The 23,204-nt window shown below is 72.2% G+C and carries 19 protein-coding genes; 6 read left to right on the top strand and 13 right to left on the bottom strand.

Annotated features, from left to right (window positions below; translation table 11 throughout):
* The first annotated feature begins 40 nt into the window (after nucleotides 1–40).
* From zwf to pgl, 3 genes are read left to right on the top strand one after another with little or no spacing between them, the layout of a single operon-like run.
* Nucleotides 41–1,561 (top strand): glucose-6-phosphate dehydrogenase, encoded by a 1,521-nt coding sequence (gene zwf, locus ACQPZZ_RS24485; protein ID WP_432934514.1) that lies wholly within the window; start codon nucleotides 41–43, stop codon nucleotides 1,559–1,561.
* Nucleotides 1,562–1,598: 37 nt separating this feature from the next.
* Entirely contained in the window at nucleotides 1,599–2,522 is a 924-nt protein-coding gene (locus tag ACQPZZ_RS24490; RefSeq protein ID WP_363641070.1) for a glucose-6-phosphate dehydrogenase assembly protein OpcA, read from the top strand.
* Nucleotides 2,519–3,298: a 6-phosphogluconolactonase gene (gene pgl, locus ACQPZZ_RS24495; protein ID WP_363641068.1), complete on the top strand. Its 780-nt coding sequence runs from the start codon at nucleotides 2,519–2,521 to the stop codon at nucleotides 3,296–3,298. Before ACQPZZ_RS24490 ends, pgl begins: the two co-directional genes overlap by 4 nt.
* Before the next feature lie 202 nt (nucleotides 3,299–3,500).
* Here the strand turns inward: pgl and ACQPZZ_RS24500 are convergent, their stop codons facing one another.
* Genes ACQPZZ_RS24500 through ACQPZZ_RS24510 form a run of 3 tightly spaced genes read right to left on the bottom strand, consistent with a single transcriptional unit; the run spans nucleotide 3,501 to nucleotide 7,709 of the window.
* Nucleotides 3,501–4,439, bottom strand: coding sequence for a hypothetical protein (locus ACQPZZ_RS24500; protein WP_432922469.1), 939 nt, complete (start codon nucleotides 4,437–4,439; stop codon nucleotides 3,501–3,503).
* Nucleotides 4,417–6,576 carry a sensor histidine kinase gene (locus tag ACQPZZ_RS24505; protein WP_432922472.1) on the bottom strand — a complete coding sequence of 720 codons (2,160 nt, stop codon included), beginning with the start codon at nucleotides 6,574–6,576 and terminating at the stop codon, nucleotides 4,417–4,419. Before ACQPZZ_RS24505 ends, ACQPZZ_RS24500 begins: the two co-directional genes overlap by 23 nt.
* A 56-nt stretch (nucleotides 6,577–6,632) precedes the next feature.
* Nucleotides 6,633–7,709, bottom strand: a complete 1,077-nt coding sequence (locus tag ACQPZZ_RS24510) for a GNAT family N-acetyltransferase (RefSeq protein ID WP_432922475.1) — start codon at nucleotides 7,707–7,709, stop codon at nucleotides 6,633–6,635.
* 197 nt (nucleotides 7,710–7,906) lie between these two features.
* On the opposite strand from ACQPZZ_RS24510, the gene ACQPZZ_RS24515 reads away from it, so the two are divergent.
* Both ACQPZZ_RS24515 and ACQPZZ_RS24520 read left to right on the top strand, forming a co-directional pair.
* On the top strand, nucleotides 7,907–9,322 hold the full coding sequence (locus ACQPZZ_RS24515) for an NAD(P)/FAD-dependent oxidoreductase (protein ID WP_432922478.1): 1,416 nt from the start codon (nucleotides 7,907–7,909) through the stop codon (nucleotides 9,320–9,322).
* A 70-nt stretch (nucleotides 9,323–9,392) separates the two neighbouring features.
* Nucleotides 9,393–10,997, top strand: a complete 1,605-nt coding sequence (locus ACQPZZ_RS24520) for an amidohydrolase (protein ID WP_432922481.1) — start codon at nucleotides 9,393–9,395, stop codon at nucleotides 10,995–10,997.
* Between the two features lie 475 nt (nucleotides 10,998–11,472).
* On the opposite strand, the gene ACQPZZ_RS24525 is transcribed toward ACQPZZ_RS24520, so the two are convergent.
* Nucleotides 11,473–12,366: an MBL fold metallo-hydrolase gene (locus ACQPZZ_RS24525; RefSeq protein ID WP_432922484.1), complete on the bottom strand. Its 894-nt coding sequence runs from the start codon at nucleotides 12,364–12,366 to the stop codon at nucleotides 11,473–11,475.
* 117 nt (nucleotides 12,367–12,483) lie between these two features.
* Between ACQPZZ_RS24525 and ACQPZZ_RS24530 the strand changes: the two genes are divergently transcribed.
* Nucleotides 12,484–13,371 (top strand): LysR family transcriptional regulator, encoded by an 888-nt coding sequence (locus tag ACQPZZ_RS24530; RefSeq protein WP_432922487.1) that lies wholly within the window; start codon nucleotides 12,484–12,486, stop codon nucleotides 13,369–13,371.
* A 46-nt stretch (nucleotides 13,372–13,417) separates the two neighbouring features.
* Here ACQPZZ_RS24530 and ACQPZZ_RS24535 read toward each other — a convergent pair whose 3' ends face one another.
* The 9 genes from ACQPZZ_RS24535 to uvrC form a co-directional block, all read right to left on the bottom strand.
* Nucleotides 13,418–13,765: an RNA polymerase-binding protein RbpA gene (locus ACQPZZ_RS24535; protein WP_363641042.1), complete on the bottom strand. Its 348-nt coding sequence runs from the start codon at nucleotides 13,763–13,765 to the stop codon at nucleotides 13,418–13,420.
* Between the two features lie 75 nt (nucleotides 13,766–13,840).
* Complete coding sequence (gene secG / locus ACQPZZ_RS24540) at nucleotides 13,841–14,071, bottom strand: preprotein translocase subunit SecG (protein WP_363641040.1); 231 nt, start codon at nucleotides 14,069–14,071, stop codon at nucleotides 13,841–13,843.
* Nucleotides 14,072–14,216: 145 nt separating this feature from the next.
* Nucleotides 14,217–14,996 carry a triose-phosphate isomerase gene (gene tpiA, locus ACQPZZ_RS24545; RefSeq protein ID WP_363641038.1) on the bottom strand — a complete coding sequence of 260 codons (780 nt, stop codon included), beginning with the start codon at nucleotides 14,994–14,996 and terminating at the stop codon, nucleotides 14,217–14,219.
* Complete coding sequence (locus ACQPZZ_RS24550; protein WP_363641036.1) at nucleotides 14,997–16,184, bottom strand: phosphoglycerate kinase; 1,188 nt, start codon at nucleotides 16,182–16,184, stop codon at nucleotides 14,997–14,999.
* Nucleotides 16,184–17,188, bottom strand: coding sequence for a type I glyceraldehyde-3-phosphate dehydrogenase (gene gap, locus ACQPZZ_RS24555; RefSeq protein WP_363641034.1), 1,005 nt, complete (start codon nucleotides 17,186–17,188; stop codon nucleotides 16,184–16,186). Before gap ends, ACQPZZ_RS24550 begins: the two co-directional genes overlap by 1 nt.
* A gap of 215 nt (nucleotides 17,189–17,403) precedes the next feature.
* Nucleotides 17,404–18,384 (bottom strand): DNA-binding protein WhiA, encoded by a 981-nt coding sequence (gene whiA, locus ACQPZZ_RS24560; protein ID WP_079319876.1) that lies wholly within the window; start codon nucleotides 18,382–18,384, stop codon nucleotides 17,404–17,406.
* 63 nt (nucleotides 18,385–18,447) lie between these two features.
* On the bottom strand, nucleotides 18,448–19,410 hold the full coding sequence (locus ACQPZZ_RS24565) for a gluconeogenesis factor YvcK family protein (protein WP_432934516.1): 963 nt from the start codon (nucleotides 19,408–19,410) through the stop codon (nucleotides 18,448–18,450).
* Nucleotides 19,411–19,943: 533 nt separating this feature from the next.
* The gene (gene rapZ / locus ACQPZZ_RS24570; RefSeq protein WP_346228915.1) at nucleotides 19,944–20,813 is read right to left on the bottom strand and encodes an RNase adapter RapZ; all 870 of its coding nucleotides are present in this window, start codon (nucleotides 20,811–20,813) and stop codon (nucleotides 19,944–19,946) included.
* A 249-nt stretch (nucleotides 20,814–21,062) separates the two neighbouring features.
* Nucleotides 21,063–23,114 (bottom strand): excinuclease ABC subunit UvrC, encoded by a 2,052-nt coding sequence (gene uvrC / locus ACQPZZ_RS24575; RefSeq protein ID WP_432922494.1) that lies wholly within the window; start codon nucleotides 23,112–23,114, stop codon nucleotides 21,063–21,065.
* Nucleotides 23,115–23,204 lie beyond the last annotated feature (90 nt).

Consider the following 23,204-nt stretch of genomic DNA (forward strand, 5'->3'; position numbering starts at 1 on the left):
CGCCGCTCAGGCCGCCACGACCGCGACGACCGAAGTGACCATGGCTGCCAACCCGCTGCGCGACCCGCGCGACCGGCGCCTGCCGCGGGTGGCCGGGCCGTGCGTGCTCGTGCTGTTCGGCGTCACCGGCGACCTCGCCAAGCGCAAGCTGCTGCCGGCGATCTACGACCTGGGGAACCGGGGGCTGCTGCCCCCGGGCTTCTCCCTGGTCGGCTTCGCCCGCCGCGACTGGGCACACGAGGACTTCGCCCAGGTCACGTACGAGGCGGTCAAGGAGCACGCGCGGACGCCGTTCCGCGAGGAGGTCTGGAAGCAGCTCAGCGAGGGCATCCACTTCTGCCCCGGCGAGTTCGGCGACGACGGCGCCTTCGACGTGCTCGCCATGATGCTGAAGGAGATCGACGAGACCCGGGGCACCGGCGGCAACTACGCCTTCTACCTGTCGGTGCCGCCGAAGTTCTTCCCGCTCGTGATCGAGCAGCTCAAGCGGACGAACCTGGCCAAGGGGCCCGAGGGCTCCTGGCGCCGGGTCGTCATCGAGAAGCCGTTCGGACACGACCTGAAGAGCGCGAGGGAGCTCAACGAGACCACCAGCGCGGTGTTCCCGGAGAGCTCGGTCTTCCGGATCGACCACTACCTCGGCAAGGAGACCGTCCAGAACATCCTGGCGCTCCGCTTCGCCAACACGCTCTACGAGCCGATCTGGAACCGCGGCTACGTCGACCACGTCCAGATCACGATGGCCGAGGACATCGGCATCGGCGGCCGGGCCGGCTACTACGACGGCATCGGCGCGGCCCGTGACGTGATCCAGAACCACCTGCTCCAGCTCCTCGCGCTGGTCGCGATGGAGGACCCCACCTCCTTCGACGCCGACGCGCTGCGCCGGGAGAAGGAGAAGGTGCTGCGTGCGGTCAAGCTGCCGGCCGACCTGGCCACCGGCACCGCCCGCGGGCAGTACACGCGGGGCTGGCAGGGCGGCGAGCCCGTCGTCGGCTACCTGGAGGAGCAGGGCATCTCCCCCGACTCCGCCACGGAGACGTACGCCGCGGTGAAGCTGGAGGTGGCCAACCGCCGGTGGGCCGGGGTGCCGTTCTACCTGCGGACCGGCAAGCGGCTCAGCCGCCGGATGACCGAGGTGGCCGTCGTCTTCCAGCGGGCGCCGCACCTGCCGTTCAGCAAGGACGACACCGAGATCCTCGGGCACAACGCGCTGGTCATCCGCGTGCAGCCGGACGAGGGCATCACGGTGCGCTTCGGCTCCAAGGTGCCGGGCACGGCCATGGAGGTCAGGGACGTCAACATGGACTTCGCCTACGGCGAGTCGTTCATGGAGTCCTCCCCCGAGGCGTACGAGCGGCTGCTGCTCGACGTGCTCATCGGCGACCCGCCGCTGTTCCCGCACCAGCGGGAGGTGGAGCTGTCGTGGAACATCCTCGACCCGATCGAGGAGTTCTGGGCCTCCCAGGGCCAGCCCGAAGGGTACGAGTCCGGCTCCTGGGGGCCGGCCTCGGCCGACGCGATGCTGGCCAGGGACGGACGCGCCTGGAGGCGGTTGTGAGCAAGACGCATCCGGGGCGGATCGAGCGGAGAGCGGTGTGACGACCTTCAACCTGACCGAGACGACCGCGTCGAAGATCTCCTCGACGCTCACCCGCCTGCGGCACCAGATGGGCGCGCCCGCCGTCGGCATGGTGCTGACGCTCGTCGTGGTGGTGGACGAGGCGGGGCAGTACGACGCGCTGCGCGCGGCCACCGATGCGGCGCGCGAGCACCCCTCGCGCATCCTCATGGTGATCAACCGCGACCCGGCCGAGCCCAACCGGCTGGACGCGGAGATCCGCGTGGGCGAGTCGGCGCCGGGCGAGGTCGTGCTGCTGCGCCTGTACGGCGAGCTGACCGAGCACGCCGACTCCGTGATCACGCCGCTGCTGCTCACCGACACGCCGGTGGTGGTGTGGTGGCCGGGCGAATGCCCCGACGTCCCCGCCAAGAACGCGGTCGGGCACCTGGGCAGCCGGCGGATCATGGACGCCAAATCGGCCGGGGACGCGGTCGCCGCCATCTCCTCGCGGGCCGGCAGCTACGTCCCCGGTGACACGGATCTGACCTGGACCCGGCTCACGCCGTGGCGCAGCCTGCTGGCCGCCGCCTTCGACCAGCCCATGGGGAAGATCACCAGGGGTGTGGTGGAGGCCGCGGCGGGCAACCCCAGCGCGCCGCTGCTGGCCGCCTGGCTGTGCGACCGGCTGGAGGCGCCGATCGAGGTCGCCGACTCCTCCGGCCCCGGCCTGACCGGCGTACGGCTGTCGATCGAGGGCGGGGGCGAGCTGACGGTGAGCAGGAGCGACGCCAGGCTCGCCACGCTGTCGCGGCCCGGCAACCCCGACCGGCGGGTCGCCCTGGCCCGGCGGCCCACCTCGGAGCTGCTGGCCGAGGAGCTGCGCAGGCTCGACCCCGACGACATCTACGCCGCCGCGATCCGCCGCCTGGCGGAGATGAAGGGTCAGGGGGGCGGGTGAGCGACGTTCCCGGCGTCATCGTCCACCGCGACGCCGAACTGCTGGCCCAGGCCGTGGCCGCCCGCCTCATCACACGGCTGGTGGACACCCAGGCGGCCCGCGGTTCCGCGCACCTGGTGCTGACCGGCGGCAGCGTGGGCATCGCGACGCTCGCCGCCCTCGCCGGGACGGCGGCGCGCGACGCCATCGACTGGCGGGCGCTCGACATCTGGTGGGGCGACGAGCGGTTCCTGCCGACCGGCGACCCCGAGCGCAACGAGACCGGGGCCCGCCAGGCCCTGCTCGACCACGTCGACGTGGACCCGGCGCGGGTGCATCCCATGCCGGGCCCCGACTCGGGGATGACCGCCGAGGAGGCGGCCGACGCGTACGCGGTGGAGCTGGCCAAGGCGGCACGGCCGGAGGACCACGGGCCGGTGCCCTCGTTCGACGTGCTGCTGCTCGGCATGGGCCCCGACGGGCACGTGGCCTCGTTGTTCCCCGACAAGCCCGCGGTCTACGAGGAGGAGCGGCCGGTCGTGTCCGTGCACGGCTCCCCCAAGCCGCCGCCGACCCGGGTGTCGCTGACGTTCCCCGCGTTGCGGGCCGCCAGGGAGGTCTGGGTCGTCGCCGCGGGCGAGGAGAAGGCGCAGGCGGTCAGGATGGCGCTGTCCGACGCCGGGCCCTTCCAGATCCCGGCCGCCGGGGCACGCGGGCGGCAGCGCACGCTGTTCCTGCTCGACCGCGCCGCCGCGCACAAGATCCCGCCGTCTCTGGGACGGATCGCCTCCCCCTGACGGGAGATCACATCGGAACGGCCGGGCCGGGGCTCACCCCCGCCCGGCCGTTCCGATGTGAGACGTCACCACGGTGAGACGGCCTCGCCCGTGGTGAGACGTCACTGCGCCGGCCGGAAGCTCCGGTCCTCGCGAAGCCCGCTCCGCTGGGCCTTCGCTGCGGTCCTCCCTCCCGCCCGCTCCGCTCCTCCCCGCCGCGCCCTCATTCCCGGCCGGAGCGGGCCTCGTCGAGGGCGGCACGGGCCTCGTCCACGCGTACACGGGCGGAACGGGCGGCCCGTTCTGCGCTCGTCTCCTCCCGGCGGGCGACCTCCAGCCGGTGTTCGGCCGAATTCAGCTTGGTCCTGGCCTTGGCGAGCTTGGCCGCGAGCGTCTCGACCTTGACCGTGCGCCGCTCGTGCTCGCGTACGGCCTCGGCCCGTTCGGCCTCCCAGCCGGCACGGTCCCGCTCCGCCTCGGCGGCGGCTCGTTCGGCCTCGGCGAGGGCCTCCTCCAGTCTCCCGATGCGGCGTTCGCGCTCCGCTTCCAGCCGTTCCCGCTCCGCTCTGTCGCGTTCCTCCTCGGCGGCCCGGCGCTCGGCCTTCGACGGCCGGACGGTGCCCTTGTCTCGCGCCTTCGGTGCGGGCTGCTCGCGTGCTGCCGGTTCGGGTGCGGGCCGTACGACGGGGGCGGGAGTGAAGCCGCTGTAGCTCAGGGGGCGGCTCAGCCGTCCCCGGCGCACCTGCTCGGCCGCGTCCTCGTCCACGACGGCGGCGTCGAGGGTCTGCTCGATCTCCAGCTCGGCCGTGGAGGCCAGCGGATGCCCGGCCGTCTCCGCCACCTCGCGCACGGATCGCACGAGACGGGCGATGAGCGGGGTCCGTTCGCGTCCGGCCTCGGCCAGGGCGTCCGCGTCCTGTGCCCGCCAGGCCTCCCGCAGCCGGCGGCCGAGGTCGAGCAGCCGGCCGAGCTCCTGGCTCTGTTCGCGGGCCGTCCGGTTGACGGCCCAGGCGACGACGGCGGGCTTACGCAGGGCCTTGATCCTCTTGGCCAGCGCGGCGTCGCCGGCCGCCTTCGCCTCCTTGGCGAGCGCGTCACGGGCCGCGGTGAAGTCCTCGGGCATCATGCCGTAGAGCCGATCAGCCGCCTCGTCGAAGTCCACAGACCACCTGTACCTGAGTTTCCCGTGCCGTTCTACCGGCACCGGCGGTATCTCTCATTCCGGCACCGGACAGCCATGCCACGGCCCGTGCCGCCTCCGCGCGCCGTGCCACACCAGGTAGCCGCGAGTCGACAGCCGCCCCGTGCTCGGCCCCGGACGGTAGGACACTTCCTAGCCGTCGCGCCGGACGGTGGCCGCCCAGGCGGCGCCGACGACCGTCACGGTCCACGCCACAACCACCGACAGCCCCACCGGCCGGGCCAGCGCGAGCTCCGGCCCCTCGGGCACGCCGAGGAAGCTCAGCGTCGCCTCGTGCGGCAGCAACCGCACCATCCCGGGGGCGAGGCCCCCCAGAAGCGGGGACGCGAGGATCGGCAGGACGACCAGCACGGCCAACGGCGTGACGACCGGTCCTCGCCGGCACGGCGAACCCGTACGCCACCGAGCCGAGCAACAGGTAGGCCGCCGCCTTGGCGAACAGGCCACCGGCCGTCTCGCCCGCGTCACCGAGCGCGTGCCGGGCCAGATGGCCCGGCAGCACGACGGGGAGCGCCGTGGCCGCCATCACCGCCAGGATCGCCAGGAGCTTCGACAGGAAGAACCGGTTGCGGTCCGGCACCGCCAGCAGGCTCACCCGCACCTGGCCGGTCCGGTACTCCCCGCCGGCCGCGAAGACCGGCACGGCCACGAAGGCGTACACCGGGGCCGACAGCACGGTGCCGAGCCGGGCGATCGCGACCTGCCCGTCCTGGCCCGCGACGCGTACGGCGTCCGTGGCGGCCAGCAGGCCGAGCAGCGTGCCGGCCGACAGGGCGAGGGCGAGCGCGATCCACGTCGCGGGCAGGGTGCAGATCTTGGTGAGTTCGGCGCGGACGAGATCGGGCACCCCGATGCCGCCCGCGACGCGGCCGGGCTCGACGGCGGTCATCGCGCGTCCCGCCGGCTGAAGGCGAGGAACTTCGCCCGGGCGGTCCACGCGTCCGCGCTCACCACCAGACCCGGGTCCCAGTCCCTGACGGTGACGTACGTGAACGCCGCGCTGATCGCGGCGATGACGACGGCGGCGAACAGCAGGAAGCCGCCCGCGGCGAGCGTCTTCGCGACGACCAGACGCCCCCGCCGCGGAACCGCGAGCAGGGACATCCCGAGCTGGCCGGCCCGGAACTCCTGCCCGCCGCCCGCTGTCCGGGCACCGCCGTCCCGGACCCGCACCACCAGCACGTCGCCCTCCCGATGGACCCGCACGGTGCAGCGCGCCCGGGGCGTGCCGCACCATGTTGCTCAACGCCTCCTGCACGACGCGGAACACCACCACGCTCGTCCCCTCGTCGAGGGACGGGCCCTCGTCGATGCGGGTCTCCACGTCGATGCCGGCGGCCCGGGCCGCCCGGACGATCTCCGCGAGCCCGTCGAGGCCGGCCGGGCCGCGCCCCGGCCCCCCGTCCGGCCCGCCGTCCGGGCGGCGCAGTTGACGCACCAGCCCCTGGACGTCCTCCAGCGCCGTGCGCGCGTGCGTCTCCACCTCCGACAACGTGTCGCGCAACTCCTCCTCCCGGGTGTCCGGCAGGCTGAGGATCACCCCCGACTGCGCGAGGATCACCCCGAGCGCGTGCCCGACCACGTCATGGACGTCCCGCGCCACCTCCAGCTGCACCCGCATCCGCTCCGCCTCCCGCGCGGTCGCGATCTGCTTGCCGGTGGTGGTGCCCAGCACCCAGGCCACGCTCAGCGCGGCCACGGCGAGCGTCACCTGCCGCCCCAGCCCGAGCGCGTCCTGCTCCGGCACCGCGGTGACCAGAGCGAGGCCCGCGAAGACCCCGGCCAGCACCGCGACCACGACCCGCGTACGGCGTGCCCGCTCGATCGCCAGCGGGTACAGACACCAGGCCGCGGCCAGCATCGGATCCTGGCAGACTCCCAGCACGGCGGCGGCGACGGTGGCGACCCCGGCGGCCACCGTCGCCTCCAACGGCGCCCGCCGCCGCAGCACCATCGCGCCGGCCGTCACCGCGGCCAGCACCGCCCCCGTGACCGCCGACGGCCACGATCCGGCACCGGCCGTCGGCCCCGCCCAGAAAACCAGCACGACGCCGGCCGCCGCGCCGCCGTCCGCCAACGGCCGCATCGTCCCCCGCACGACAAGCACCGTAAGCGAACGACCGCGAATCGGCCGCGGCTCGCGCGGTCACGACGTCAGCTCGGGGACGCCGTCGTCAGCACGCCCACGGCGAGCCGCGCCTCCATCACACCGGGATCCTCGGTGGGAGTGAGCGTCGCACCGAGGGAGCCGAGCAGCCTGCGCATGCGCGTGTTGTCGTGCAGGAAAGTCGCCCGCACCTCGGCCAGGCCGAGGTCCCTGGCCTGGGCCAGGAGCATGCGGGCCAGCCGGGTGCCGAGCCCCCGGCCCTGCCAGCGATCCTCCACGAGGAACGCGATCTCCGCGATGCCGGGGTCCGAGGTGAAGATCAACGAGCCCAGGGCGACGACCTGCCCGTCGTGACCGGCGACGAGCGACTGGCCGCGGGCGCGGTCGCACAGCCGCTCGAACAGGCGCGGCGGCAGGGTCGGGTTGGCGGTGAAGTAGCGGAACCTGCGCGTCTCGGGCGAGCAGCGCTCATGCAGGTCGCGCAGTGCCTCGCGATAGAGCGACGTCAGTGGCTTGACCTGCACCTCCGCACCGTCGGCGAGCCGCACCGGCCCCTCGGCCGCGGACGGCTCGGCCGGCGGCTGCGCCAGCCTCGCCATCGCCGCGGCGCGGGCCGCCTCCGTCAGCGTGAACGGAAGCCCGGCACGTCGCAGCCGGATCGACCGGCGGGGCGCGACGGGCACCACGAGCAGGGTCGGGTCGGGCAGCTCCGCGATCTCATCGCCGTCCCCCTCGTCCTCCCCGTTCCGCGCCCGGCGGGGGGCCGCGCCGTACACCCAGCGGGCGTCGTCGGCGCGCAGCAGCTCGGCCAGGATCTCCGGCAGCCGCCAGGGAGCCGAGCGCAGCCGGGCGGCGAGCAGCAGCGCCCGCGTCGGCTCGTCGGTCAGTTCGTGCGCGGTGGCGGGCACGATCCGCACCCGCCGTCCGCCCGCGGCCTCCAGCGCCTCGCGTACGGCCTCGGGAGAGGCCGGGATGTCCGTCACGAACTCGTCGACCGTGCCGTCCGTGTCGGGCTGCACCGACAGGCCGAGGATGTTGCCGCCCTTGTCGGCCAGTGCGGTCGCCAGCGACGCCAGCCGCCCGGGCCGTTCGTCCACGGTCGTACGAATCCGGAAGAACCCCATCGGTACCCGCTCCCCTCCGTTGCGCCGGCCTTCAGCCTGCCGGAGCGCTGTTACCCCTGTGCTACACGGCGGTGAGCCACCCGTTTCCTTTCACTGTGGCGCGTTACGACTACCGTTATCCGCATGTGTCTCGCCGGATTTCCACGACATCCGTGGCCGAATGGCGGGATTGTCACGGATATAGCAGGATGTGCATCATGACCGCTCCCCTGTCCCCCGGTTTCGTCAACGGTGAGGTGTCCTTCTGGTATCGGGCGCTGGGGGTGCCGGCCCCCGGAGAACCCCTCGGCGGCGACCTGCGGGCCGACGTGGCCGTCGTCGGCGCGGGCTACACCGGACTGTGGACCGCTTACTACCTGAAGAAGGCCGACCCGTCGCTGCGGGTCGTCGTGCTGGAAAAGGAGTTCGCCGGGTTCGGCGCGTCGGGGCGCAACGGCGGCTGGCTGACCGGCGCGCTGGCCGGATCGCCCGATCGGTATGCGAAGACCCACGGCCGGGACGCGGCGAGGCGGCTGCAGCGCGCGATGTTCGAGGCGATCGACGAGGTCATCCGCGTCGCCCGCGAGGAGGGCGTGGACGCCGACATCGTCAAGGGCGGCCTGCTCACCGTCGCCCGGGGCCCGGCGCAGGCGCTGCGGCTGCGCGAGGAACTGACCGCGCAGCGCGAGTGGGGCTGGGACCGCGACGACGTCCGGTTGCTGACCACCGACGAGATGAACGACCGGCTGCGCGTGGCGGACGCCATGGGGGCCACCTGGAGCCCTCACTGCGCCAGGATCCAGCCCGCCAAGCTCGCCCGCGGCCTGGCGCGGGCCGTACGTGACCTGGGCGTCGAGATCTACGAGCGGACCCCGGTCACCGAGATCGTCCCGGGCGGGGCGGGGCAGCCCGCGGCGGCGGTCACGCCGTACGGGACCGTGCGGGCGGACCACGTGCTGCGCTGCACCGAGGGGTTCACCGCGACGATCGCCGGCCACCACCGCGACTGGCTGCCGATGAACAGCTCCATGATCGTCACCGAGCCGCTGCCGGAGAAGGTCTGGGCGGAGATCGGCTGGCAGGGCCGCGAGCTGCTCGGCGACATGGCGCACTACTACATGTACGCGCAGCGGACGGCCGACGACCGCATCGCCTTCGGCGGCCGCGGCAGGCCCTACCTGTACGGGTCGAGGGTCGACGAGCGGGGGCACACGCACAGCTGGACCGTGGACGCCCTGTGGGACCTGCTGGTCGCGTTCTTCCCCGCCGTCGCCCGGTCACGGGTGGAGCACGCCTGGTCGGGCGTGCTGGGCGTGCCGCGCGACTGGTGCTCGGCCGTCCACGTGGACCACGCGACCGGCCTCGGCTGGGCGGGCGGCTACACGGGGCACGGCGTGACCACCACCAACCTCGCCGGGCGCACGCTCCGCGACCTGGTGCTGCGCCGCGACACCGACCTGATCCGGATGCCGTGGGTGGACCGGCGGGTGCGCGCCTGGGAGCCCGAGCCGCTGCGCTGGCTCGGCGTCCACTCGATGTACCGTCTCTACCGCCTGGCCGACGCCCGCGAGAACAGGGGCATGACCAGGACGTCCGTACTGGCCAGGATCGCCGACACGATCACCGGTCACTGACCCCCTCCTCCTCCGTGATCTTGCACTGTTCGCCGGACGCCCGTACATCACACAGAAGGACACGACACCCTTGAGCTCCACCATCTTGTTCCGCGGCGGCCGCGTCTTCGTCCCCGGCGGGTTCGCCGAGGCGGTCCTCGTCCGCGACGGCGTGATCGCCGCCGTCGGCGCCGAATCCGACCTCGTACGGCTGGCGCCCGCCGCCGAACCGGTGGACCTCGGCGGCGGCCTGCTGACACCGGGGTTCACCGACGCCCACGTCCACCCGGTGCAGGCCGGGCTCGAGCGGGCCAGATGCGACCTGGCAGAGGTGTACGGCCTCGAGGCCTACACCAGGGAAATCGCCGGCTACGCCGCGGACAACCCCGGCAAGGAGTGGATCGACGGCGGCGGCTGGGACATGTCGGCGTTCCCCGGCGGACTTCCCCACCGCTCCCAGCTCGACTTCCTCGACCGCCCGGCGTACTTGGTGCAGCGCGATCACCACGCCGCCTGGGTCAACACGCGGGCGCTGGAGCTCGCCGGGATCACCAGGGACACCCCCGACCCCGCGGACGGCCGCATCGAGCGCGACCCGGACGGCACGCCGAGCGGTGTGCTGCACGAGGGCGCGATGGACCTCGTCGGCCTGCTCACTCCCCGCCCGACCCCGGCCGACGTCGACGCCGCCCTGATGGACGCACAGGCCCACCTGTTCTCGCTGGGCATCACCGGCTGGCAGGACGCCATCGTGGGGTCGTACGCCGGGTCGGACGACCAGCTGCCCGCCTACCTCTCGGCGGCCTCCTCCGGACGGCTGCGGGCGCGGGTCGTCGGCGCCCTGTGGTGGGACCGCACCCGCGGTGCCGAGCAGATCCCCGACCTGGTCGAACGGCGCGCGACGGCCAAGGGCCTGGACCGGTTCCGGGCGACCTCGGTCAAGATCATGCAGGACGGCATCGCGGAGAACTTCACCGCCGCCGTCATCGAGCCCTACTGCCGCTGCGGCGGCACCGGCCTGTCGTACGTCGACCCGGCGCTGCTCGGCGAATGCGTCAAGGAGCTGGACGCCCTGGGCTTCCAGGTGCACTTCCACGCCATCGGCGAGCGAGCCGTGCGCGAGGCGCTCGACGCGCTGACCGGCACCGACCCCTCCAACCGGCACCACATCGCCCACGTCCAGATCATCACGCCGCAGGACGTGCCGCGCTTCGCCGAGCTGGGCGTCACGGCCAACCTGCAGCCTCTTTGGGCGACCCACCACCTGCAGATGGACGAGCTGTGCATCCCCTACCTCGGTGAGGAGCGGTCGTCCTGGCAGTACCCCTTCGCCGACCTCGTACGGCACGGCACCCGCTTCGCCGGCGGCTCGGACTGGCCGGTCTCCTCGGCCAACCCTCTGGAGGCCATGCACGTGGCGGTCAACCGCACCGAGCCGGGCAGCTCGGTCCACGCGACGTACCCCACGGCGCAGACGCCCTTCCTGCCCGAGCAGAGCCTCGACCTGCGGACGATCATGACGGCCTACACCGAGGGCTCCGCCTGGATCAACCGCTCCCCCGCCGGTGTGATCGAGGAGGGCCGCCCGGCCGACCTCGTCGTCCTCGACCGCGACCCCTTCGCCCTCGACCCGAAGGACATCTGGACGACCGAGGTCGTCATGACCTTCCTCGACGGCGAACAGGTGCACGGCTGACGGAGACGGCGCCTCAGCGGTCCCCGGCGAGGGCGTCGCCGCTGACGAGCGACACCGCGAGCGGAGGCAGGAAGCCGAGCATGCCGGCCGTCGTGAGGACGAGCGCCACCGAGCCGGGACGACCGTCCCGGCCGCCGTGCAGCGCGTGGATCGCGCGACCGACACCGGCATGCCCAGGGCGAGGGGGAACCCGTCCGCGGTGAAGGCGTAGCCGGCGGCGCCGACCAGCCGGTCGTGCGGCGGAACGGAGCTGAACAGGTCGAGCAGGGCGAGCACGGCGGCCGACGCCGCGCCCGTCATCAGGCCGGTCTATGCCAGCCGGTACGGCAGGCCGGCAGGTCCGGTGTGGGCCTGAGTGGCCGATGTCGTCATCGATGTTCTCCCTCGACGTGGCACCGGAAACCGGAAGACCGACGGTCGTCCGGCCAAGCGGGGAAGCCTTTGACGCGCTCCCCCGCGGGCGCCGCCGCGTGCGTCACGCGGGATGCTCGGCGCACAGGCAGCCGACGCCCTTCTCGATCCATTCCCGGCCGGCCCACTCAGGGTGCCGCTCGATCATGAGCGCGGTGACCTCCTCGACGATCGTCCGCTCGCTCACGGCCGAGTCCCTGCGCACCCAGGTCTCGTCACGCAGCAGTTCGAGGTAGTCGCGGACGTCGGCGAGCAGCTGCGGGCCGCCGACGTCGCCGTGGCCGGGCACCACCACCCGTGGTGACGCGTCGGCCAGCCGCCGGATCACCGCGATCCACCGGGTGCCGGACACGTCGGTGTCGTGCGGTGGGAACCACGGGAAGATGGCGAACTGCCCGGCCTCCACGAGATCACCGGTGAACATCGCCCCGGCGTCGGGGATCGTGATCACCTGGTCGCCCTTGCTGTGCGCGCGGCCCGTGGCCCGCATCCGCACCACCCGGCCGCCCAGGTCCAGGTCGTACGCGTCGTCGTAGACGACGTCCGGGGCGGCGATCTCGACGCCCTCCAGCTGCCGGGCGACCGGTTCGCCGAGCCCTCTGAACATCTCGAGGTAGGCGGCGCCCTTCGTGGACAGGTCCTCGGCCTGCGCCCGGTTGAGCAGGAACGTCGCCTCCCCGGCGAACACCTGCGCCCCGAACGCGTGCTCCGGATGGAAATGCGTCGTCGTCAGGTACAGCCTGCGGCCCGCGGCGTACTCCGCCGCGAACGCGAGCACGGTCTCGGCGTTTCGCCGGCCCATTCCGGTCTCGACGACGAGCACGGAATGCGTGCCGCCGATGACGCCGATGTTGGGCACCAGCTGCACCCCGCGATTGGGGATCACCATCAGGTCGCGGGCGAGCTCACGCACCTCCTCGGTACGCACGACGGGCTCGGGCAGCAGATATTCGGACATCGCATCCATCCTCATGGAGAGCCTGACAACTGGGCCGCTCCAGTCCATTACGGGATGCTCCGCCGGGTCCAACACCGGTTGCGCAGGCCGGATACCGTGCCGGTATCGTCGCCGGTGATGGACCTACGCTCGCTGCGCTATTTCGTGGCCGTCGCCGAGGAGCGCCACTTCGGACGGGCCGCCGCCCGCCTGCACATGACCCAGCCGCCGCTGAGCCGCGCCGTACGGCACCTGGAGGCCGACCTCGGCGCCCTCCTGCTCCACCGCTCGCCCACCGGCGTCACACTGACCGCCGCCGGCGCCGCGCTCTACGACGAGGCACGCGCGTTGCTGGAGCAGGCCGAGCGGGTGCGCGCCCGGGTCGCCGCCGCGGCCGGCGCCGCCACCCTGACCATCGGCACTGTCGCGGACAGCGCGGAGCAGGCCGGAGCCCGCCTCGCCGCGGCCTTCCGCCGGCGTCACCCCGAAGTCCGGGTCCGCGTCCGCGAAGCCGACTTCACCGACCCGACGACGGGCCTTCGGGCCGGCCTCGTCGACGTCGCGATCACCAGGGCGCCCTTCGACGACACCGGAATCACCACCCACCCGCTGCGCACCGACCCCATGGGGGTGGTCCTGCGGGCCGACGATCCGCTCGCCCGCCGCGAGACCCTGCGGCTGAGCGATCTCGCCGACCGGCCGTGGTTCCGGCTGCCCGACGGCGTCGATCCCGTCTGGTGCGCCTACTGGAACGCCGTCACGCCCGGCGGCGAACTCAGGGACGGCCCGGTGGTGCGCACCGTTCACGAGTGCCTCCAGGCCGTTCTGTGGAACGGCACGGTCGGGCTGGCGCCGGCGACTCACGCGCTGCCCGAGGGGCTCACATCGGTTCCGCTGGCCGACATGCCGCCCAGCCGCCTCGTCGTGGCCTGGAACAGCGACGACGTCAACCCGCTCGTCCGCTCGTTCACCCAGATCGCCGCGGCCGTGTACCGCTCCGCGACGCGGGAACCCGCGCAAACGTGAAGGCCCTTCCCGCCGGCGGCGGAAAGGGCCTTCACAGTCGTCCGGATCAGTAGATCGGGCGGGAGGAGGAGCGCAGCCGCTCCAGCGCCTCGGCGAGGATCTGCGCGCCGTCCTTGTCGCTACGACGCTCCTTCACGTATGCGAGGTGCGTCTTGTACGGCTCGTTCTTCGGCGGAGCAGGCGGGCTCGACTGGTCCTGCCCGGCCGGCAGTCCGCACCGCGGGCAGTCCCAGAGCTCGGGGACGGCCGCGTCACTGGCGAAGCTCGGGCGCGTCTCGTGCATGTTCGCGCACCAGAACGAGACCCGGACACGGGGGGCGGCCTCGCCGCGTTCGGCCTCTCCCATGGGGCCGGCGCCGACTCGGCTGCCACGGATCGCGTTGCCACTACCCACCGATGAACTCCTTGCTCGATCGCCCCGCGGACGGGGGGAGGTGAATCTCTGTCACGCGTGGCCGGAGGCCGTCCGCTACGGCTTGAGCAGCAGGCCCAGCGCGATGATGCAGACGAACCAGACGACGCCCGTGATGATGGTGAGACGGTCCAGGTTGCGCTCGACCACCGACGATCCGCCGAAGGACGACGAGAAGCCGCCGCCGAACAGGTCGGACAGGCCGCCACCCTTGCCCTTGTGAAGCAGCACGAGCAGCACCATCAAGGAGCTCGCCAGGATGAGGGCGATGGAAATTCCGAGTATCACCGTAGACCTGTCCTATATCCGGGCGTGCACGACGCGGGTGCACGGCGTCATCCACATGCGAGAGCACGATGCCATCGCGTGACGATTCAGTTGTGTCCTACGAGGGTACGACCTGTTGTCAAGTCGCACCCCCCGAACGGCTCAGCTAGCTGGAAGTCTCGCCAAATCGGCAGATCTTGGCGAATTCTCCCGCATCGAGGCTGGCCCCTCCCACGAGGGCGCCGTCGATGTCGGCCTCCGCCATGATGCCGGCGACGTTGTCCGACTTCACCGAGCCACCGTAAAGGATACGGACAACAGAGGCCACATCGTCACCGTAAAGCTCGGCGAGTCGCACCCGGATCGCGCCGCACACCTCTTGGGCGTCCTTCGGGGTGGCGACCTCGCCGGTGCCGATCGCCCAGACCGGCTCGTACGCGATCACGATGGACTTCGCCTGCTCGGCCGGGACGCCCTCGAGCGCGCCGTCGAGCTGCGCCAGCGTGTGCTCGACGTGACGGCCCTCCTGGCGCACCGGCAGCCCCTCGCCCACGCACAGGATGGGCGTCAGCGAGTGCCGGTAGGCGGCCTTGACCTTGGCGTTGCACAGGGCCTCGTCCTCGGCGTGGTACTGCCGCCGCTCCGAGTGCCCCACGAGCACATAGGTGCAGCCGAGCTTGCCGAGCATCGCCCCGGAGATCTCCCCGGTGTACGCCCCGGAGTCCTTCGCCGACAGGTCCTGCGCGCCGTAGGCGATGCGGAGCTTGTCGGCGTCCACCAGCGTCTGCACGCTACGCAGGTCGGTGAACGGCGGGATGACCGCGACGTCCGCCTTGTCGTAGTCGCGGTCGGTCAGCGTGAACGCCAGCTTCTGCACCAGATTGATGGCCTCGAGGTGGTTGAGGTTCATCTTCCAGTTGCCGGCGAACAGCGGCTTGCGGGACATCTACTCCTCCAGCGCCGCGAGTCCGGGCAGCGTCTTGCCTTCGAGGTACTCGAGGCTCGCGCCGCCACCGGTGGAAATGTGCGAGAAGCCGTCCTCGGGCAGGCCGAGCCTGCGCACGGCCGCCGCCGAGTCGCCGCCGCCGACCACGGTGAACGCCTTGGAGTCGACCAGCGCCTGGGCGACGGCACGGGTGCCGCCGGAGAACGCGTCGAACTCGAACACGCCCATCGGGCCGTTCCAGAACACGGTCTGGGCGTCGGCCAGCTTCGAGGCGAACAGCTCACGGGTGCGGGGGCCGATGTCGAGGCCCTCGCGGTCGGCCGGGATCGCGGTGGCGTCCACGACCTCGTGCGGCGCGTCGGGACCGAACTCGGTCGCGGCCAGCACGTCCAGCGGCAGCACCAGCTCGACGCCGCGGGAGGCCGCCTCCTCGAGGAAGCCCTTGACCTGGTCGATCTGGTCCTCCTGCAGCAGGGACTTGCCCACCTCGTGGCCCTGGGCCTTGAGGAAGGTGTAGGCCATGCCACCGCCGATGAGCAGGCGGTCCACCTTGGACAGCAGGTTCGCGATCACGCCGAGCTTGTCGGAGACCTTCGCACCGCCCAGCACGACGACGTACGGCCTGGCCGGGTCCTCGGTGAGCTTGCGCAGCACCTCGACCTCGGCGAGGACGAGGTCGCCCGCCGCGTGCGGCAGCCGCTTGGGCAGGTCGTAGACGCTGGCGTGCTTGCGGTGCACCGCGCCGAAGCCGTCGCCGACGTAGAGCTCGGCGAGGGCGGCCAGCTTGCCGGCGAACTCGCCCCTGACCGCGTCGTCCTTGGACTCCTCGCCCGGCTCGAAGCGCAGGTTCTCCAGGAGGGCGACCTGCCCGTCCCGCAGGCCCGCCACCACGCTCTGCGCGGACTCGCCGACCACGTCGGTGGCGAACGCCACGTCCTCGCCGAGCAGCTCGGCCAGCCGCCGGGAGACCGGGGCGAGCGAGTACTTCGGCGTGACCGAGCCCTTGGGGCGGCCGAGGTGGGCGGCGACGACGACCCGGGCGCCGCGCTCGACCAGCTTCTTGATGGTCGGCACCGACGCCCGGATGCGGCCGTCGTCGGTGATCGTCTCCCCGTCGAGGGGGACGTTGAGGTCGGCGCGCACGAACACGCGCCGGCCCTTCACGTCGAGCTCGTCGATTCCGATCATCAGAGCGAGGCGCCCACGTACTCGATGAGGTCCACGAGGCGGTTGGAGTAGCCCCACTCGTTGTCGTACCAGCCGACGACCTTGACCTGGTTGCCGATGACCTTGGTGAGGCCGGCGTCGAAGATGCAGGACGACGGGTCGGTGACGATGTCGCTGGAGACGATCTCGTCCTCGGTGTAGCTGAGGTAGCCCTTGAGCGCGCCCTCGGCGGCGGCCTTGATCGCGGCGTTGACCTCCTCGACGCTGGTCTCGTTGCGCACCTCGACCGTGAGGTCGGTGGCCGAGCCCGTCGGGATCGGCACGCGCAGCGCGTAGCCGTCGAGCTTGCCCTTCAGCTCCGGCAGGACCAGGCCGATGGCCTTGGCGGCGCCGGTGGAGGTCGGGACGATGTTCAGCGCGGCGGCGCGGGCGCGGCGCAGGTCCTTGTGCGGGCCGTCCTGCAGGTTCTGGTCCTGCGTGTAGGCGTGGATGGTGGTCATCAGACCCTTCTCGATACCGAAGGTGTCGTTGATGACCTTGGCCATCGGGGCCAGGCAGTTGGTGGTGCAGGAGGCGTTGGAGATGATCGTGTGAGCGGCCGGGTCGTACTTCTCGTGGTTGACGCCCATGACGATCGTCACGTCTTCGTTCTTCGCCGGAGCGGAGATGATGACCTTCTTCGCGCCGTTGTCGGCGTGCACCTTGGCCTTGGTGGCGTCGGTGAACAGACCGGTCGACTCGACGACCACGTCCACCCCGAGGTCGCCCCAGGGCAGCTTGGCGGGGTCGCGCTCGGCGAACGCCTTGATCGCCTTGCCGTCAACGGTGATCTCGTCCGCCGAGGACTTGACCTCGTACGGCAGGCGGCCCAGGATGCTGTCGTACTTCAGCAGGTGGGCCAGCGTGGCGTTGTCGGTGAGGTCGTTGACGGCGACGACCTCGATGTCCTTGCCGCTGGCCGCCACAGCGCGCCAGAAGTTGCGGCCGATACGGCCGAAGCCGTTGACGCCTACGCGGATGCTCACGGATCCGATCTCCTCGTACGTCGTGCGCCGGTGTACCGGCGCCAGGGCTGTGTTAAACCTCAATGACAGACCTTATCGGACCCAAATTGGTGTAGACCACCGGGCCGCACTTTGACGGCGTGTCAGGCCGGACGGGCCCGTGAGCGGGCCCTTTCCCGCCCGGGCGTCGCGCGGCCGCCGGAGGCGAACCGGCGGCGCGCGGCGTGCTCCAAGCGCTACTGCGCCAGCATGTCGGCGGTGAGGTTGGCTTCGGTGTTGGCGATGCCGAGGTCCTGGGCGCGCTTGTCGGCCATCGCGAGCAGGCGCCGGATGCGCCCGGCGATGGCGTCCTTCGTGAGCGGCGGGTCGGCGATCTGGCCGAGCTCCTCCAGGGACGCCTGCTTGTGCTCCACCCGCAGCCGGCCCGCGATCACCAGGTGCTCGGGGGCGTCGTCGCCGAGGATCTCCAGCGCCCGCTGCACCCTCGCCCCGGCGGCGACGGCCGCCCGGGCCGACCTGCGCAGGTTCGCGTCGTCGAAGTTGGCCAGGCGGTTGGCGGTGGCCCGCACCTCGCGGCGCATCCGCCGCTCCTCCCAGGCCAGCACGCTGTCGTGCGCGCCGAGCCGGGTCAGCAACGCGCTGATCGCGTCGCCGTCGCGCACCACCACGCGGTCGACACCGCGCACCTCCCGGGCCTTGGCGTGGATCTTCAGTCGCCGCGCCGAGCCGACCAGGGCCAGCGCCGCCTCAGGGCCGGGACAGGTCACCTCCAGCGACATCGACCGGCCGGGCTCGGTCAGCGAGCCGTGCGCGAGGAACGCGCCCCGCCAGGCCGCCTCGGCGTCACAGGTGGCCCCGGAGACGACCTGCCGGGGCAGCCCGCGCACAGGGCGCCCGTGGTTGTCGATCAGGCCGGTCTGCCTGGCCAGCGCCTCGCCGTCCTTGTAGACGCGCACGACGTAGCGCGAGCCCTTGCGCAGCCCCGCGGGCGCCAGCACCAGCACCTCGGCCTTGTGTCCGAAGACCTCGCCGATGTCCTTGATCAACCTGCGGGCGGTGGCGTTGGTGTCGAGCTCGGCCTCGATCACGATGCGCCCGCCCACCAGGTGCAGCCCGCTGGCGAAGCGCAGCAGCGTGGAGACCTCCGCCTTCCGGCAACAGGGCTTGAGCACCGGAAGGCGGCTCAGCTCGTCTTTCACCACACCCGTCATGGCCATCAGCGCGTGTCCTCCCCCAAACAGACTCTGCCCGTCAGTCTCTCGCACCTGGTGAGCACGCAATCACCGCTTCTCACGGAAAATCTCATCCAGGACAGCGGCAAGACGTGGTCCGTCGTGCCGGTCGGATCCGTCAGAGGCGGCCACATCGGCCAAAACGACTCGGCCGCCCATCGCGTACGCCGCCTTCTCCAGAGCCCTCGGATCGGCGACCACCCCGCCGTCGGCGACCACCGCGTCGACGACCAGCGCGGGGGCGTGCTCCCTGAGCACCTCCAGGTGCCGTTCCGGCGAGAAGCCGTCGGTCTCCCCCGCCTGCGGCGCGAGGTTGAGGATCACCAGCCGCCTGGCGCTCGTCTCGTGCAGCGCCCGGGCCAGTTCCGGCACTTTGAGATGGGGCAGGACGCTGGTGAACCAGGAACCCGGCCCGAACACCACCCAGTCGGCCGCCTCGATCGCCTCGATCGCCTGCGGACAGGCGGGCGGATCGGACGGCAGCAGCGAGATGGAGCGCACCCGCCCGGGCGTCAGCGCGCAGGCGACCTGCCCGCGCACCGTCGCGATCGTCCCGTCCAGATCGACCTCCGCCTGGATGTCGAGCGGCACGGAGGCCATGGGCAGCACCCGGCCGTGCGCGCCGAGCAGCCGGCCCACCCACTCCAGGCCCACGACGGGATCACCGAGCAGTTCCCAGAGCGCGACGATGAGCAGGTTGCCGACGGCGTGACCGTGCAGTTCGCCCTCGCTCCTGAAGCGGTGCTGGACGACCTCGCTCCATGTCTTGCCCCACTCGTCGTCGCCGCACAGAGCCGCGAGCGCCATCCGCAGGTCGCCGGGCGGCAGAACCCCCAGCTCACGCCTGAGACGCCCGCTGGAGCCGCCGTCGTCCGCGACCGTCACCACGGCCGTCAGGTCGTCCGTGACGGTCCTCAGGGCCGACAGGGAGGCGTACAGGCCGTGGCCGCCGCCGAGAGCGACGACCCTGGGACCGCTCGCGGCGGCGGTCACGGAGTGCGGAGGGAGCATCGATGCGCCGAAGGTGGGGGACTTGCGGGGATGATCGGGGACGGAGGGGTCCGCGGGGTCCGGGGCGGGGTCCTTCATCGTCCTCCTCGCGCTCGCCACGGGCACCGCTCTGCGGAGCCGTGGCGCTCAGGTCGTGCTGATCTGTCACGCTCACCCGGTCGCCGTGGCCGGAACCGGCCGCGCGCGCCTCGGCGGCCGTCGCGCGGGCCCGGACCGGCCACGGGCCGCATGCCCGCCACCGTACGCCCTGAAAGGGGCGGCCCGCCCCTCGCGGCGCTGCCGGGGCGGAGCCGGCCGGACGGGGGTCACGGCGACGGCTCGCGACCCGGCGACAGGGCGGGCGGCGTGCGGGGTGCCCTGCCGATCCGCCTGTGCGCCAGGCTCCAGCTACCCGCGCGGAAGCGGGGCAATCGGGGCGCGACCCGTCCCGCCGGACCACATGCGCATCCCGCCGGCCCGGCTTACGGCCGCGACGCTGTGACGACGGGATCGGCTCCCGCCGAGCCGGCGCGGACAGGCCCGGGCGGCGACCGTCACTCGCGGCCCACGTCCCGGTGGCTGACCTGGACGTCCATGCCGCGCTCCCGCAGCCGGGCGCCGAGTTGCTCGGCCATCGCGACGCTGCGGTGCTTTCCTCCGGTGCAGCCCACGGCGAGAGTGGCGTAGCCCTTGCCCTCACGCGTGTATCCGGCGGCGACGACGCCGAGAACCTCCTCGTATCCGTCGAGGAACTCCTTGGCCCCGGGCTGGCTGAGCACGTAGTCGCGCACGGGCGCGTCGAGCCCGTTCATCGGCCGCAGCTCCGGCACCCAGTGGGGGTTGGGCAGGAACCGGCAGTCCACGACGAGGTCGGCGTCGACCGGCAGGCCGTACTTGTAGCCGAAGGACACCACGTTGACCTTGAGCCCCGGGCGGTCCTCGCCGCCGAAGAACGACACGATCTTCTTGCGCAGCTCGTGCACGTTCAGCAGGGACGTGTCGATGACGAGGTCGGCGTTGGCGCGGACCTCGCGCAGGATGCCGCGCTCGCGGTCGATCCCGTCGACGAGCCGCCCGTCACCCTGGAGGGGGTGGGGACGCCGGACGTTCTCGAACCTGCGGACCAGTTCCTCGTCGCTCGCCTCCAGGAACACCACCCGGACGCCGACACCCCGCCCGTCGAGTTCCTCGATGGCCGCGTTGAGGTCGGTGGTGAAGGCGAGGCTGCGCACGTCGACCACGGCGGCGACGCGGTCGGTCGCCATGTTCACCCGGCCGGCCTCCTCGGCGAGCGAGGACAGCAGCCCCGGCGGCAGGTTGTCGATCACGTACCAGCCGAGGTCCTCCAGAGACTTCGCGGCGGTGCTGCGCCCCGCCCCCGACATTCCGGTGATCACCACGAATGCCGGCTCAGTCGTGCTCATCGCCCGCTCACCGTCCTGCCGCCCATGTCAGCCCGCCCAACGTCAGCCCCGTCCGCTTTCCGCCACCCACGCCGGGGTGGCCGACCCCCGTCGGAAACCGGGTCCGTTCCCCCGTGGGAACGACTCTCTGGTGCCGGAGCATGACACCTCTTCACCTGATCGCGCCACCGCCGCGCCGGGCGACTCCCACGGCGCCCTTCCTGCCGCCCTGCCTGGGACGGAACGTGCCGCGACGCCGGCGCGGACACGTCACGACCCCTGCCCCGCCGGGGACGGGCTTTCACCGCGCAGCGCCGCGACGATGGCCTCGGCGGTCGCGCGGCCGATGCCGGGGACCTCGCGGATCTCCTCGGCGCTCGCCTCCCGCAGCCGCTTCACCGAACCGAAGTGACGCAGCAGGGCCTGACGGCGTGCCGGACCGAGGCCCGGCACCTGGTCAAGCGCGCTCTCCTTGAGCGATTTCGACCTCTTCGTCCGATGGTAGGTGATAGCGAACCTGTGCGCTTCGTCGCGGACGCGTTGTAACAGGTAGAGGCCCTCGCTGCTGCGCGGCAGGATCACCGGCTGGTCGTCGCTGGGCAGCCAGACCTCCTCCAGCCGCTTGGCCAGCCCGCACACCGCGACATCGTCGATGCCGAGCTCGTCGAGGGCGCGCTGGGCGGCCGCCGCCTGCGCCGGGCCGCCGTCCACCACGACCAGGTTGGGCGGGTAGGCGAACTTGCGGGGACGGCCCGTCTCCGGGTCGATCGGCGTCGCCGCACCGCCGCGCCACGCCCCCTCGTGCTCTGCCCCCTCGTGCTCTGCCCCCTCGTGCTCTGCCCCCTCGTGCTCTGCCCCCTCGTGCTCTGCCCCGTCGTAGCCCGCCCCGTCATGCCCGGCCGCGTCGTCCGTCTCCGCGTCCAGCTCGCCCGTCGCCGCCCGCTCCTCCAGGTAACGCTTGAACCGCCGGCAGATGACCTCGTATATCGAGGCGACGTCGCCTTCCGTCGTCCTGATGGAGAAACGGCGGTACTCGCTCTTGCGGGCCAGCCCGTCCTCGAAGACCACCATCGAGGCCACGACGTTCTCGCCCTGGATGTGCGACACGTCGTAGCACTCGATCCGCAGCGGCGCCTGATCGAGGTCGAGGGCGTCGGCGATCTCCTGCAGGGCCAGGCTGCGCGTGGTCAGGTCGCTCGCACGGCGCAGCTTGTGCTGCGCGAGCGACTCCTTGGCGTTGCGCTCAACGGTCTCCATGAGGCTCTTCTTGTCGCCGCGCTGGGGAACGCGCAGGTCGACGCGGGAACCCCGCTGCTCACTCAGCAGCTCGATCAGCGCGGCCTCGTCCGGGGGCCGCGCCGGCACGAGGATCTCGCGGGGAATCGCCGCCTCGCCGTACATCTGGAGCAGGAATTGCTCCACCAGCTCGCCGGGAGTGGCCTCCTCGACCTTGTCGACCACCCAGCCACGCTGGCCACGGATGCGGCCACCGCGCACGTAGAAGACCTGGACCGCCGCCTCCAGCGGATCCTCGGCCAGGGCGATCACGTCGCAGTCGGTGTCGTCGCCGAGCACCACCGTCTGCTTCTCCAGGGCCCGCTGCAGCGCCTGGATGTCGTCGCGCAGCCGCGCGGCCCGCTCGTACTCCTCCACCGCGGCCGCCTCGCGCATCTCGCGCTCCAGCCGCTTGATGAAGCGGCCGGTGTTGCCGGCCATGAAGTCGCAGAAGTCCTCGGCGAGGGCTCGGTGCTCGTCCGGGGTGACCCTGCCGACGCAGGGCGCGGAGCACTTGTCGATGTATCCCAGCAGGCAGGGCCGCCCGATCTGCCCCGCCCGCTTGAAGACCCCGGCCGAGCACGTCCGCACGGGGAAGACGCGCAGCAGCAGGTCGACGGTCTCCCGGATGGCCCAGGCGTGCGAGTAGGGGCCGAAGTAGCGGGTGCCCTTCCGCTTGGCCCCGCGCATCACCTGCACCCGGGGGAAGTCCTCCCCCATCGTCACGGCCAGGTACGGGTACGACTTGTCGTCGCGGTACTTGACGTTGAACCGGGGGTCGAACTCCTTTATCCAGGAGTATTCGAGCTGGAGCGCCTCGACCTCGGTGCCGACCACCGTCCAGTCCACGGACGCCGCGGTCGTGAGCATGGTCTGCGTCCGCGGGTGCAGGCCGGCGAAGTCCGCGAAGTATGAGTTGAGCCGTTGCCGCAGGCTCTTCGCCTTGCCCACGTAGATCACCCGGCCGCCCGGGTCGCGGAAGCGATAGACGCCTGGCGACTCGGGAATCGATCCGGGCGCCGGTCGATAGGTTGCCGGATCCGCCACACCCAAAGACTACTGGGCCCTGCTGACAATCCCTGCCGACGATCCGGGCCGGCGGTCCCGCCGTCCCCGGCGACGGTGAAAGACGAGCCC

The sequence above is a fragment of the Microbispora sp. CA-135349 genome, assembly GCF_050947365.1.
Lineage (GTDB): Bacteria > Actinomycetota > Actinomycetes > Streptosporangiales > Streptosporangiaceae > Microbispora.

Bases quoted from the DNA above. Each gene is read 5' to 3' on its own strand.
- zwf (WP_432934514.1), top strand. From the start codon at position 41: ATGGCTGCCAACCCGCTGCGCGACCCGCGCGACCGGCGCCTGCCGCGG.
- ACQPZZ_RS24510 (WP_432922475.1), bottom strand. From the start codon at position 7,709: ATGGGGTTCTTCCGGATTCGTACGACCGTGGACGAACGGCCCGGGCGG.
- ACQPZZ_RS24515 (WP_432922478.1), top strand. From the start codon at position 7,907: ATGACCGCTCCCCTGTCCCCCGGTTTCGTCAACGGTGAGGTGTCCTTC.
- ACQPZZ_RS24525 (WP_432922484.1), bottom strand. From the start codon at position 12,366: ATGTCCGAATATCTGCTGCCCGAGCCCGTCGTGCGTACCGAGGAGGTG.
- ACQPZZ_RS24530 (WP_432922487.1), top strand. From the start codon at position 12,484: ATGGACCTACGCTCGCTGCGCTATTTCGTGGCCGTCGCCGAGGAGCGC.
- tpiA (WP_363641038.1), bottom strand. From the start codon at position 14,996: ATGTCCCGCAAGCCGCTGTTCGCCGGCAACTGGAAGATGAACCTCAAC.
- ACQPZZ_RS24550 (WP_363641036.1), bottom strand. From the start codon at position 16,184: ATGATCGGAATCGACGAGCTCGACGTGAAGGGCCGGCGCGTGTTCGTG.
- whiA (WP_079319876.1), bottom strand. From the start codon at position 18,384: ATGGCCATGACGGGTGTGGTGAAAGACGAGCTGAGCCGCCTTCCGGTG.
- ACQPZZ_RS24565 (WP_432934516.1), bottom strand. From the start codon at position 19,410: ATGCTCCCTCCGCACTCCGTGACCGCCGCCGCGAGCGGTCCCAGGGTC.
- rapZ (WP_346228915.1), bottom strand. From the start codon at position 20,813: ATGAGCACGACTGAGCCGGCATTCGTGGTGATCACCGGAATGTCGGGG.